The organism is Rossellomorea pakistanensis (assembly GCF_016908495.1).
Classification (GTDB): Bacteria; Bacillota; Bacilli; order Bacillales; family Bacillaceae_B; genus Rossellomorea; species Rossellomorea pakistanensis.
Genome location: NZ_JAFBDZ010000001.1, coordinates 180,282 through 193,150, shown reverse-complemented (window position 1 = coordinate 193,150; position 12,869 = coordinate 180,282). Strand labels below are relative to the sequence as shown.

At 34.3% G+C, this 12,869-nt stretch carries 14 protein-coding genes and 1 pseudogene; 6 read left to right on the top strand and 9 right to left on the bottom strand.

Going from position 1 to position 12,869, the window contains the following annotated elements; genetic code table 11:
* Positions 1 to 23: 23 nt before the first annotated feature.
* From JOC86_RS25120 to JOC86_RS00965, 3 genes are all read right to left on the bottom strand, one after another.
* On the bottom strand, positions 24 to 134 hold the full coding sequence (locus JOC86_RS25120) for a 5' nucleotidase, NT5C type (protein WP_338021727.1): 111 nt from the start codon (positions 132 to 134) through the stop codon (positions 24 to 26).
* A 185-nt stretch (positions 135 to 319) separates the two neighbouring features.
* Complete coding sequence (locus tag JOC86_RS00970) at positions 320 to 862, bottom strand: GNAT family N-acetyltransferase (RefSeq protein ID WP_205167918.1); 543 nt, start codon at positions 860 to 862, stop codon at positions 320 to 322.
* Between the two features lie 90 nt (positions 863 to 952).
* Positions 953 to 2,242 (bottom strand): histidine--tRNA ligase, encoded by a 1,290-nt coding sequence (locus JOC86_RS00965; RefSeq protein ID WP_205167917.1) that lies wholly within the window; start codon positions 2,240 to 2,242, stop codon positions 953 to 955.
* Between the two features lie 357 nt (positions 2,243 to 2,599).
* Here JOC86_RS00965 and JOC86_RS00960 point away from each other — a divergent pair, with 357 nt between their 5' ends.
* The gene (locus JOC86_RS00960) at positions 2,600 to 3,118 is read left to right on the top strand and encodes a hypothetical protein (protein ID WP_205167916.1); all 519 of its coding nucleotides are present in this window, start codon (positions 2,600 to 2,602) and stop codon (positions 3,116 to 3,118) included.
* 312 nt (positions 3,119 to 3,430) lie between these two features.
* Here the strand turns inward: JOC86_RS00960 and JOC86_RS00955 are convergent, their stop codons facing one another.
* The gene (locus tag JOC86_RS00955) at positions 3,431 to 4,417 is read right to left on the bottom strand and encodes a ketoacyl-ACP synthase III (protein WP_338021725.1); all 987 of its coding nucleotides are present in this window, start codon (positions 4,415 to 4,417) and stop codon (positions 3,431 to 3,433) included.
* Between the two features lie 209 nt (positions 4,418 to 4,626).
* On the opposite strand from JOC86_RS00955, the gene JOC86_RS00950 reads away from it, so the two are divergent.
* A complete protein-coding gene (locus JOC86_RS00950; RefSeq protein ID WP_205167914.1) occupies positions 4,627 to 4,941 on the top strand; it encodes a hypothetical protein in 315 nt (104 codons plus the stop codon).
* Between the two features lie 117 nt (positions 4,942 to 5,058).
* On the opposite strand, the gene coaD is transcribed toward JOC86_RS00950, so the two are convergent.
* Complete coding sequence (coaD, locus tag JOC86_RS00945; protein ID WP_205167913.1) at positions 5,059 to 5,532, bottom strand: pantetheine-phosphate adenylyltransferase; 474 nt, start codon at positions 5,530 to 5,532, stop codon at positions 5,059 to 5,061.
* Between the two features lie 157 nt (positions 5,533 to 5,689).
* On the opposite strand from coaD, the gene JOC86_RS00940 reads away from it, so the two are divergent.
* Positions 5,690 to 5,836 carry a hypothetical protein gene (locus tag JOC86_RS00940; protein ID WP_205167912.1) on the top strand — a complete coding sequence of 49 codons (147 nt, stop codon included), beginning with the start codon at positions 5,690 to 5,692 and terminating at the stop codon, positions 5,834 to 5,836.
* Between the two features lie 124 nt (positions 5,837 to 5,960).
* Positions 5,961 to 6,707: a Cof-type HAD-IIB family hydrolase gene (locus JOC86_RS00935; protein WP_205167911.1), complete on the top strand. Its 747-nt coding sequence runs from the start codon at positions 5,961 to 5,963 to the stop codon at positions 6,705 to 6,707.
* 259 nt (positions 6,708 to 6,966) lie between these two features.
* Here the strand turns inward: JOC86_RS00935 and JOC86_RS00930 are convergent, their stop codons facing one another.
* A complete protein-coding gene (locus JOC86_RS00930) occupies positions 6,967 to 7,467 on the bottom strand; it encodes a hypothetical protein (RefSeq protein WP_205167910.1) in 501 nt (166 codons plus the stop codon).
* 165 nt (positions 7,468 to 7,632) lie between these two features.
* On the opposite strand from JOC86_RS00930, the gene JOC86_RS24875 reads away from it, so the two are divergent.
* Both JOC86_RS24875 and JOC86_RS00925 read left to right on the top strand, forming a co-directional pair.
* Positions 7,633 to 7,755 (top strand): hypothetical protein, encoded by a 123-nt coding sequence (locus JOC86_RS24875; protein ID WP_275583352.1) that lies wholly within the window; start codon positions 7,633 to 7,635, stop codon positions 7,753 to 7,755.
* A 146-nt stretch (positions 7,756 to 7,901) separates the two neighbouring features.
* Positions 7,902 to 8,066, top strand: a complete 165-nt coding sequence (locus tag JOC86_RS00925; protein WP_205167909.1) for a hypothetical protein — start codon at positions 7,902 to 7,904, stop codon at positions 8,064 to 8,066.
* Positions 8,067 to 8,331: 265 nt separating this feature from the next.
* On the opposite strand, the pseudogene JOC86_RS00920 reads toward JOC86_RS00925, so the two are convergent.
* The 3 genes and pseudogenes from JOC86_RS00920 to speD all read right to left on the bottom strand — a co-directional run bounded on the left by JOC86_RS00920 (position 8,332) and on the right by speD (position 12,602).
* Positions 8,332 to 10,039 (bottom strand): annotated as a pseudogene (locus JOC86_RS00920) (ABC transporter ATP-binding protein).
* A gap of 311 nt (positions 10,040 to 10,350) precedes the next feature.
* Positions 10,351 to 10,836 (bottom strand): tetratricopeptide repeat protein, encoded by a 486-nt coding sequence (locus JOC86_RS00915; protein ID WP_205167908.1) that lies wholly within the window; start codon positions 10,834 to 10,836, stop codon positions 10,351 to 10,353.
* Positions 10,837 to 11,297: 461 nt separating this feature from the next.
* A complete protein-coding gene (speD, locus tag JOC86_RS00910) occupies positions 11,298 to 12,602 on the bottom strand; it encodes an adenosylmethionine decarboxylase (RefSeq protein ID WP_205167907.1) in 1,305 nt (434 codons plus the stop codon).
* Between the last annotated feature and the right edge of the window lie 267 nt (positions 12,603 to 12,869).

Below are 12,869 nucleotides of genomic sequence, written 5' to 3'. Positions count from 1 at the left end.
GATCATAGTCTGTTTCATGAAAATTATGAGGGGGCAGTGAATAAGATTCCTTTCCCATTAAAACGTTTAAAATTCTTCACGTTATCATTAATCAAGTAGTCTGCAAGAATAATACTTTTATCGCCACAAAACACAAAATTATTATCAGGCCAAAAATCAAATGGGATCGTAATTTCCAAAGTCTAGTTCTTCAAATCATCAATACTTAACCTTTCGTTATAATGGAGATTGTAGATGCTCAAGTGTTTTGAAATGAAATCAGCCATCACTTCATCCATATCTATAGCGATTCTTTTCAAAAATTCATCCTCCTAGATATTTAATTTTGTTCCCATTCCTGTTCCAAAATACTAAATAATAGGGAATCACGCCAACCGTCCTTAATCCATAATCCCTCACGAATTCGTCCTTCTTTGGTCATCCCCACTTTTTCTAATACCCTCGATGAACCAATATTTCTAGGGTCACAGGTTGCAAAGAGGCGATGAAACTTTAATTCACAAAATCCGAAGTTGATTAACATTTCTGCTACTTCTGTTGCATAACCATTTCCCCAATGATCTGGGTTAATAATATAGGTTATTTCCCCAATTCTGTTGTTCCTATCTCTAATATTGATCTCTCCTACGCCTATCATCCTTTCATTTTCCTTTAGGATTATAGCAAAAGCATATCTAGATCTCGGGAGCTGATTAGTGTCTTCAATAATCTTGTTCACATATGCTAGTGATTCATCTTGTGTATTAGGTCCCCAAGGCTGAAATTGGCAGACCATCTCTTGAGATGCATACTTATGAACGTCAATCCAATCTTTTTGGGTGAGTTCTCTAAAAAAAACTCTCTCACATTGAAAATGGTTCATCCTTTAACTCCTTTGAATCGTTGTAGTTTTTACTAAATTCTAACATATTTGAATTTTTATCTTTTAACACTTTATAACAATTTCGAAAACTTATTGCTTTTGAAATAAGAAATGAACGATTTCCTCTTCACCTGTTTTCATGTTCTTAATTTTATATTGATTCTTTCTTACTTCTTCTTCACCAATTATAATCACTTGGCGAACAGACTCTTTGTTTGCTCGATCCATTGCTTTCCCTACTTTCTTATTCACCATTTCCACCTCAACTTTAAATCCTTTCTGCCTTAGGTCTCTAGCCACTAAAAATGATTCTTTTGAAGCATTAATTGGAATCACGTAAAAATCAATTGAATTTTCGTCCACAATATCTTTTCCAATAATATTCATTGCTGTATAAATGACATCAAGCCCAAAGGAAATACCAACAGTAGAAAATTTCTGGTCAGCCCCGATTAGTCCAGCAATCGCATTATCATAACGACCTCCACTACCGATACTTGATTTAACCGTCTTGTCGGTAAGGAAGATTTCATAAATCGTTCCAGTATAAATTTCTAACCCCCTTGCTAGAAATGGATTAAATTCACATCTTTCTTCCATTCCTAAAAATTTTATATAGGAATTTAATTCTTTAAGTTCTAGAATTCCTTGGTTAAGTTGGTCGTTATTTTTAGCATATTGTTCAAAATACTCGATATATTTCACATCTTCGTCTAATAATAGCTGTTGGATTAATCGAATCGTGTCACTCGGTAAGTCTATTTCAATCAGCTCTTTTACAACCCCTTCAAGTCCTATTTTTTCAAGCTTATCCAGGGTTAGAATGACTTTGCTAATGTTTGCTTTGGGAGTATTGAAAACGTCTAATATTCCTGTTAACAAATTGCGGTTATTGTACTGAATGATTACGTCTAGCCCAAGCTCTTTAAATGCATCGATGGCCATCACCATTAATTCTGCTTCCGCCATTTGCGATTCAACTCCTACAATATCAACATCACATTGAGTAAACTCACGAAATCTTCCTGTTTTAATAGGACCATCTCGAAAAACCTTCCCTATTTCGTACCTTTTAAATGGCATTCGTAAGTTTGGATTCAATGCTACGACTTTTGCAAATGGAATCGTAAGGTCATATCGTAAACCTAAATCTCGTTCACCTCTGTCAGTTAATCTATACATTTCTTCAAGAATTTCAGCACCTCCAGCATATTTTGAAGCTAACAGTTCGGTATAATTTAAAATAGGTGTTTCTAATGGTTTACATCCATATCGAATAAATACACTTTCTAAAGTCTGTCTTACCTTTCTTTTAATCGCTTCCGCTTCTGGTAAATAATCCTGTGTCCCTTTTACATTTTGATAATTCATTTTTTTCATTTCGAATCTCCTCCATTTTTGAATATAAAAAAACCGCATTGATTAGGTGTATCTATCCTCAATCAATGCGGTTCATAATGAATAGTCTTCCTATAAACGATTATTAAAATCGATAGCAAGACTAGTTTTGATGATGATGTGGTTGTACTGATCTTTTTGACTTGTTATTGTTAAGCATTTTTTTCCACCTCTAATTTTCAAATACAATATCATAAATTCATTGTGATTACAATTCATTTACTAAATAATTTATCGAATATTCCTTTATAAAATGAAAAGAGATCCTTTAACCCCCCATAATTCAATTGGATATATTGACAGCGAAAAGTGTACCCTAAATCAAAAAGGGGGAGTACTATGACAATAAAAAATCAATGGTTCCTTAATGCTGCGATGATCTTCGTTGCTTGGTTGACACTGCCTTTTTTAGGATTACGTAATATTAAAAGATTTCTTCCTGCATCCATCATGATTATTCTCTTCGAAAGCCTTAATGTACAAATTGGAAAAAAACGCAAATGGTGGGTATTTTATAATAAACCTCATTCCTTTTTATCAGGAGAATTCCCTTTTAATATAGGACCGTTTTTAGTAGGGTCTATGTGGATATTAAAATTAACCTACGGAAAATTCAAACAATTCCTTTTGCTTAATGCCATTGTAGATGCCACTTTTACATTTCCAATGGTATGGGTTTTAAAAAAAATGAAGATCGTTACATTGGTTCGAATAAACAATTTTCAATTTTTCATTTATATTTTTTATAAAGCATTCTTACTATATGGGATTCAATACCTTTTTGAATATATGAAGAGATTTAATCGCTCTTCTATTTTAAGCAGTGAGCAAAATCCTCCAATGATAGATCAAAGTTAACGAATGCAATACGTTTTATTAGAGAAGAAAAGATCATACTTTAGGGATGAATAAAAAAACTTGAAGACTTTGTCCTCAAGTTTTTTTGTGATCAAATATCGATATAAAAATCATTCTTTAAGAGTCTTTTCTAAAGTTTGTTCCTTTTAACAATATTGAAAACGCAGAGTGGATTGGAGCGGAAGGCACTTAAGCAAGTGCTTGTAGCGGAAAGGAACAGTCAAAGGTCAAATGTTTATTCCCTAAAAAATCAACAATCTCTACGAGAAGGGCCTTCTTTAAAAGCCAATCTGTTTAATCTAATGGAGGAAGCTAACCTAAATTCCATTTTATCATTAACCCACAATGTGCCAATCCTCCGCCAAATCCATATAAAAGAAGTTTATCTCCCGGTTGAATCTTCCCTTCAAGATACCCTTTAACTAATGCTAATGGAATCGTGGCAGATGATGTATTTCCGTAATCTTCTAAACTGTATAATGTATTTTCAATCGAAAAACCACTTTTTTCACATATCGACTCGATCATTCTTAGATTCGCACTGTGAGGAACAAACCAGTCGACATCATCAATTTTCATCTTACTATTTGCCACCACTTCTTGCATTCCTTTAGGTACTGTTTTCACTGCCCACTTATATACTTCACGGCCATTTTGAACAATCATGCCGTTATGGATTAACTCCTGATCATTCATTTTACTGGATAAATTCGAACAATAGAGATTAATCCCTGCCTCACCATCAGAACCTAAGTGAGAGGAAATAAAGCTCGGCTGCTCTTCATCATATTCAACTAAAGCAACCCCAGCACCATCACCAAATAAAATACACGTAGTCCGATCACTATAATCCGTGATTTTGGATAATGTTTCTCCACCGATGACAAGGATTTTTCTGTTTAAACCAGATGTTATCAGTCCATTTGCAATATGTAATCCATAAGTAAAACCGGCACAAGCAGCGTTTAAATCAATGGCTCCAGTATTTTTAATGCCTAATTTTGCCTGAACAGTGGAAGCAACACTTGGAGTGTGGAAATCTGGTGTTAACGTACAAACTATAATCATATCTACGTCATCAATTGACTTATTTGATCTATCCATTAAGTTATTTACGGCTTTGACACATAAATCACTTGTGAATTCCGCTTTATCGGTAATTCGCCTTTCTTTAATGCCTGTTCTTTTTACGATCCATTCATTATTTGTTTCCACCATTTTTTCTAAATCCTGATTCGTTAAAATCTTTTCCGGAACATAGGAACCAATTGCTGTTATCCGTGCTTTTGAATGCATTATTTCTTAAACCTCCCTCTTCAGTCGTATGATTTATAACCTGATATTAAGACTTGGTACTAATTATTGATAATAATATCCTACCATTTTTTATTTTTCAACACTTTTATGATTACAGTTTTAAATCCGTTTCAATTGAATTATTCCTATACTATGTTTAATTTCCCATTTTTCAACACATGCTAATAAAAATTCAAAAGGAGGATTTATTAATGAAAAAAATCAAAACAAAATTATATGTACTATCTATGCTTTCTGTTTTAGCCATCACAGCCATACTTTTTGAAGATAAATTCTTAAATACAGATCAAAGTGCCGTTCATATAAGCTATGAATTAGCAAATGTCCAATGTGAAGACTGCTTACATCCATTAAACACAGCTATGCAAAATATTATTGGTGTTGAAAAGTATGTTTTTAATGAAAAAACCAATACATTGAAGATAAAATATGACCCATCCGTAACACAGGATGAATGGATTGAAAAGGCATTGAATGCTAATGGGTATGTGATTGAAGAAAGATAGTGTGAATTCTTACTGAGATTTTAATAAATAATTAACTCTAAGAGAGTTCTCGCTTTTCTAGTGAGAAACTCTCTTCAGACCTTTCCTTTTATTGTTTATATCTTTTATCCTGTATGCTTATAAAATCTTTTCTTCTAATGCTTTAATAACATGTTTAGGAATGTATCCACTTAAACTTCCTCCATATGTATAAATTTCCTTCACCAAACTTGAGCTGATGAAAGAATACTCCTCAGTCGAATGAATAAAAAATGTTTCAGCATCCTCATACAAATTTTTATTGGTTAACGCCATTTGAGCTTCATATCCATAATCCGTAACCGTCCTTAACCCTTTCACAATCGCTTTGATATTGTTCTGCTTTAAATAATCAACCAGTAATCCTTGAAAAGTAACTACTTTTATTTTTTCATTATCCGAAAATTCCATTTCAATTAGCTTTTTCCTCTCCTCTGTAGTGAACATGTATTGTTTTTTGGAGTTCACCATTACAGCAACAATCATCTCATCAAAGAAAAGACTCGCTCTATTAATAATGTCAATATGTCCATTCGTTATTGGATCAAAACTTCCTGGGTAAATGGCTTTCATTAAAATTCACCTAGCCTTTTTAATTGATATGGAAAAAATACTTTTTCTTACTATACCACTTCTATTAAAAATAATGAGGAATTTAAGTAGCCCTACACAAGTCGGGAAATATTATTAATAATAATGGCTGTTTTCGTAAACATTGTTGTTATTTTAAATGGAATTAGTTGGTTGGAGCAGAAGGATGCTCACTTTCCGCGGGGAAGGCGGTGAGCATCCTCGTCGCCTTGCTCCTGTTCAGGTCTCACCTGTCCCACTACTCCCGCAGGTCTCGCACCTAACGCTCCAACCAACCTTTTTATAAAAATTTCCTGTTCATAAAAGCAACAACTTTTTTTGAAAACAGCCAAAGTAATCAAGTTTTTTCTCTATGTATAATAGATAATGTATACTAAACTAGAAAACGATAATTAAAAGGACGTGATCAATTGACAAAAGATATTAAATTAATCGCACTAGATATGGACGGGACTCTTGTAAATCATGATGGCGAGGTGTCGCCTGAGAATGAAAGAGCGATTCAATTAGCGAAAGAAAATGGGATTCATGTCGTCTTAAGCACTGGTCGCTCCCTTTTTACTTGTAGGGATATTTCGGATGCATTAGGACGCTCCTCTTATATTGTTACCGTTAATGGAGGAGAGATTTATGATCATGATTACAATTTGGTTGATTCCACCCTACTTGAACTAGAATTAGTGAAGCAGCTTTGGAAATTGAAAGAAGAACACAATGTTCATTTTTGGTCGTCTACTACTAAAGGACTGTTCAACACGCAGAAACCATTTGATGGAGAAATTGATCAATATGACTGGTTAAAATTCGGATTTGATATCCAAGATGATGAGGTCCGTCAAGTCGTATTGGACGAGTTGAGAAGTAATGAAGCATTAGAAGTGACGAATTCCAGTCCAACAAATATCGAAATCAATCCTGCAGGTGTCAATAAGGCAGCCGCTTTGCTTAAGGTCTGCAATTGGTTAGATTTATCAATGGAGCAAGTGATGGCCGTTGGAGACAGCTTGAATGATCTGGCGATGATTCGTGAGGCAGGAATCGGAGTCGCTATGGGTAACGCACAGGAAATCGTAAAAGAAGAAGCAGATTGGGTAACGGGATCTAATACAGATCATGGAGTCGCTCAGGCCATTGAGCGTGTGCTTTCTTTTAAATAGCTTGTTCATCATTCGAGAGGACTTCCAATAATGGAGGTCCTATTCTATTTAAGAAACAGCATATTATAAGGAATTGAGGAGTTTAAGGAATTCAGGTTCCGGTTTCATTATTTTCGTCCCTCTTTTTGATTGAAAATAGATTTAGTACCTTTATTTTCGTGGATCCAAAATCAATTATAATGTAGTGATCTCTAGGGACAGATTCTTGATCCCAATCAATTGCTTCGTTAATAAAACGAATCATTCGTTCTATCTTCGATTATTCTTTCATTTCAGTACAGTTTTCATCCAGTAGATTTTCGTAAATACAGATATTTTCTGGAACATGATGAATCCAAATGGATGAATTGTAAATTGGCGTTTTATCAAAAATAACCACAGTTTGATCCTCCAATGAATTAAAACCGGCAGAAATCCACAATTCACCATCAAACCCTTCTTTCCTCCAATGAGAATAAAACCCGCCCCCATCATTTTCCGGGACTTGAACATTAAGTGCTGTGTCAATATATTTGAGTTTCCACCCAAACTTTGGTAGTTCTACTTTGTAAAATTTATATATATCAATCCACTGATTACCATCGACAATATACTGGTGTTCGTTAGGTTCTAACCCCTCAAATAACGGAATATCCTTATGTTGTTCAGGAATAATTGACATTCCGTCATAAGTATCTTTTGTTATTTTTCGAAAAGAAAATAAACCAATTATAATACAAACAACAATCGTTCCGTACAATAGCCAATTTAATTTTCTCATTTGACCCCTCCCGTTTACTATATGCTTCCTTGCAGAATAGGAATCTAAAAATTATCGGGTAAGATACTCTTAATTTCTTCACGTGAAGTATATATATCTTTTCGTTCAGTGATCTCAATAAAGTATACTATTAGTAACTTCCAATCAGAAAAGGAGCGTGAAATAATGACAGATCAACTAATCGTCAAAGATGAGATTCTCATTGAGGCAACCTCTGCAAGAGTCTGGGAAGTTCTTATTAAAACAAAATACGTTGCAGTGGGACGAGCTTCCAGAGGATTATCCTAAAGGAAATATGACTATGGGAAGCAAAGTGGTATGGGAATTACCTAACAGAACAGTCAATCACCACTATTATTAAAGCAGATAAAAACAAGGAATTAAAAATTGCTTTATACGTATCCAAGTGGGAGATTGTACCGAAAGAAGGAGAAGTGGCATATCTCTATCAATTAGAAGACAGAGGAAGTAGTACGTTACTAAAAAGCGAAATTGGGGATTTTTCATTATTTAAAGATGGGCAAATGTATTATGATGCTTCGGTTGAATTGGCACTAAATGCTAAAAAGCTGATTAAAGATATAGCAGAAAATCTATAAAATATTTGCTATTTCTCCACTATGACCGTATTATATTGGAATTTCACGTCTTTATCTAATCAAAATTATAAAGAAACAACAAAAAAACAAGGCTATCCCCTAGCAGTATTTAGGAACCACCATTTTACCAAATCCTCAATATTTTTTCATTATAGAGAATCAATGTGGTTTTAGAAATCTAAAGGGGCAGCCTGGTTTTCTTCTCAGTGGCTTTTCACTCTAACTAGATAAGGATTCATATAATCCCTGGCATTTTTGTACTTTCTCACCCAAATTGAGCCTGATGCAAACGACTATATATCCCATTAAATTCCATCAAATCATGATGATTTCCTTGTTCTGCGATTCCTTCTTTCGTTACCACCATTATTCTATCGGCATTTTTAATGGTTGCGAGTCGATGAGCAATAACTAGAGTCGTCCGTCCCTTCGTTAATTCCGATAAAGACTTTTGAATGGCAAGTTCTGTTTCCGTATCAAGAGCAGAGGTGGCTTCGTCTAGGATCAATATCGGAGGATTCTTCAAAAACATTCGTGCAATCGATAATCTTTGTTTTTGTCCCCCAGATAGTTTCACTCCTCTTTCACCGATGATCGTATCGAGGCCATCAGGTTGGTTCTTAATAAAATCATCAAGCCTTGCCTTTCGAGATGCTTCTAGAATTTCTTCCTCAGTTGCATGTAAATTTCCATATGCAATATTTTCTCTAATGGTTCCTGAAAAGAGAAAAACATCCTGTTGCACGATTCCAATTTGGCTGCGTAATGAATTAAGCTTCATTTCCTTAATATTGATACCATCAATTGTAATCGCTCCTTCATGAGTTTCATAAAAACGCGGAAGCAAACTACAAAGTGTTGTTTTTCCAGCACCAGAAGGACCTACAAATGCAACGGTTTCCCCTGAATGAATGGTTAGGTTCATATTATTCAGTACTCTTTCATGCCCTTCATATCCAAACGTAACATCCCTGTATTGTATTGCCCCATGTAAATCTATTTCTATAGCATCCTCAGTGTCTTGTATATCCGGGACCGTGTCGATAACCTCTGTATAACGTTTAAAGCCAGCAATTCCTTTAGGATAACTTTCAATAACGGCATTAATTTTTTGAATTGGTCCTATTAAAATATTCGACAATAAAATAAAGGCAACAAATTGTCCATATGTAAGCTCACCAGTGATAACAAACCACGTTCCGAATAATAGAGTGAAAAGCGTGACGAGCCTCATCAAAACATAGTTAGCCATGACATTTTGTGCCATGATTTTGTAGGATTGTAATTTGGTAAGGCGATAACGCTCATTATTCTCTGCAAATTTATTCTGTTCATGCTTTTCATTCAAATGCCTGCACAACTCGAATACCGCCAATACTGTCTTCAACTCGTGCATTAATTTCTGCGACATCCATGAACATCCTTCTAAAAGTTTTTGTCATCTTTTTATTAAAATAGATGGCCAATACGATTAATAGTGGAATTACAATAAACGACAGAATCGCAAGTTTCCAGTTAATGGTGAGCATCAGAACAAACGATCCAACTAATGTCATAATGGCAACAAAAACATCCTCTGGTCCATGATGAGCTACCTCACCTATCTCCTCCAAATCTTTCGTTAGCCTTGAAATCGAATGTCCTGTTTTATGATTATCATAATATCCGAATGATAGCTTTTGCATATGTTGAAAAAGCTTTTGGCGCATGTCTGTTTCTATATTAATTCCAAGCTTATGTCCCCAGTATGTTACTATGTAATGCATTCCTGTATTCATAAGATAGATGATTAGCAACCCCAAACATGCCAAGAAAATGATCCACCAATCACCCTTAGGCAACAGCCGATCAATTACTTGATTAACTGCAAGCGGAAACGCTAATTCTAATAAACCCACAAAAACAGCACATGTGAAATCTAGAAAGAATAACCATTTATATGGTTTATAATATGAGAAAAACCGTGACAACATTTATTAGCCTCCTTATTAAATATGACCTACTATCCTAGTAAACTCTAATTTGAAAATGAAATTCATTATCGATTATACTTAAGAATGCTTCCTATTACAATGATCTGCTTTATTTCTGTGTTTTAATGATTAATAATAAATGCTTTTAAGTAAAAGGTTCAGCATAGAAAAATTCATGTGAAAAGTAGCCATCTAAAACTGCACACTTGCTTTAAATGACTACTAACAAATTTTGCTTTTTATTTGTATAGGATGATTTACTTCAACAAATCCCTTGTCTCAGCACTTCTCAATAAAAGATAAATGAAATTCTACTTCCATTTTTCATCTAATTTGTCCGAATAAAAATTAATCGCTTTTTTATAACTTTTTATACTTGAATCATCAGATTTTTCAGCTATACTTTTCAGTAAGATTTCCATTGCTCTATTGTGTTTGTTCAGATTGTATAGTGTCATAGCGTGAAACACTTTCATTGCTTGATTATTAGGAAACGATTCTATCCCCTTTAAAAATGTTTTATTTGATTTTTCATATTCTCCAAGAGTTCTATAAGTACTTCCCAGTCCTATGATAGCCCCTTCTAAATCATCACCATTGAGGCCATTTGATATTGCTTTTTCATAATAAGGCACGGCTTCAATCTCATTTCCCATAACATCAAAGCTCCAGGCACAATGATAGTTTATTAACGGGTTCTCAGGATGAGTATCCACTAAGTTTAGTAGTAATTGGTTAGATTCTTTGTACTTCCCCTCGTTTCTAAGATTAATTGCCTTTTCCAGCTTTTCCTCCATTCGTGTTCCCCCTTTTTGATGTTTATGAGCATTAGCAACCTTATGCTCCACTTCCTCAGATATATGAGCTATTTTCTATTATTTATGTGTTAAACCTTCATGTCTATGGCCTATTTTCTAAGTGATAAGCATTGCCGAACTTTATGCTCCGTTTTCATTGATTTATGAGGGCACTTCTATCTTTTATGAGTTGAGTCCACCCTTTTATGGGCCTAATTTCTGAGTTATGAGCATTTTTATGGACTTGAGTCCACCTGCTAAATTCAAGCTTTTGTCACTTTTTAGCATATTTACTGTCTTGCCAGGGAAATAAATTCTTCAAATAATCTGTATCTAGTAGTATTTCTTATATCATTATTTTATCTACTATTCAAAGAATACTTACAATTATTCACAAAAAAAGACTACCTAAGCAGCCTTTTAATTACAATCAAACAAGATCTATTGAAACAAATTATTCCTTATTGGACTTCAGTAATCTTAGATATTTCGTGTAATTTCAAATTCTTTTCACTATTGACAATGGCATTCTCTTTTTCAGACATAACGAAATCAGGAATTTTAAATAAATTTCCCATATCCTTCGTGAGAGCCTGATGAGAAACAGAGATTTCTGGAATTTGATTGGTAATTTTTTTATGTGCAGCTAAATGAAATCCCCATAAACCAAAGGATGGGACGGTCACATTATAGGCTAGAGTGTGGAGTCCTGCTTTTTCCATGGTTTTAGCGATACTCCAATACGAACTTGGTGTATCCTCAGGAGAATTTGATTGGCAAACGATAACACCCTTTTTGGTTAATAACTTGGAAACCTTTTTAAAGACTTCTTTAGTATACAATGAACTTATTATCAGATTAACAGGATCTGGAAAATCAATAATGACCACATTATATTGTTGCAAATCCTTTTCTAAATATTTCTTCGCATCCTCGGTATGAACATGGACCCTCTTGTCTAAAAATGATTGGTTGTTTTGAGCTAATAGTGCGGGTTCGGATTTGGCTATTTGAATCATCATGGGATCAATATCAACAAGATCAACATGTTTTACGTTTGGATATTTAAGGACTTCCCGTAATGCGAGACCATCCCCACCGCCTAATATTAGAATCCGATCATGTGAGGCTGCTAGCTCCATGACAGGATAAACGAGCGCTTCATGATAATACTTCTCATCAAGTGAACAAAATTGTAATTCTTGATCTAAATATAGGCGAAGATCGTTGGCTTTTACTAATAGGATGTCTTGAAATGGACTTGATGTATGATACAGTATATCATGATTTCCTGCTATGATTTCTCTTAACTGCATCATGTCCCAATCGTTACCTCGATCTACTTTTAACTGCAATAACTCACTTGATTCCTCTGTTTGGTATTCCTTAAAGTTTAATTTTTTCATCATTGGCTTTTGGTTGGATTCTTCTCCCCTGAAGAGCTCATAAATTTCCGCATGCTCAGCTTTCAATTTTTGAAGAATCCCCTTTAAGGAAAGTTCAATATCTTGATCCCCACATGTATATAGATCCAATGCGGCATAGCCATGTTCTGGCCAAGTATGAATGGAAATATGGGATGTTGATATTCCTATCACTCCCGTTACTCCTTGAGGTGAAAAAGAATGAAAATGTGTTGAAAGAATTTCCATTCCCAAGCCCTCTATTGCTTTTGTTAATAATTCTTTCAATTGTTCGGCATCATTAAGAATCGTATCCTGACATCCATATGCATCAACAATGATATGGTGACCTCTTGCTTCCATACAATTACTCCTTTTTAGTAGATTAGAAGATGATAGATGGATTAGTACCTTATATTTACTTAAACTACATCAATTCTTCCATTTAAATGATTTTCTCCTTTATCTACTATATGTTCAGGAGGTTTAATAGATTGTGCTCATTTCTTAGATTCATTAATATTGCCATTGACTCTACCAGATTAAATATTATTGATTGCATGGGATCACATGGGTATCTATTGTAAAAATATATCCTCCAATAACCAAGATTATTTCCCCTTAAGAAGA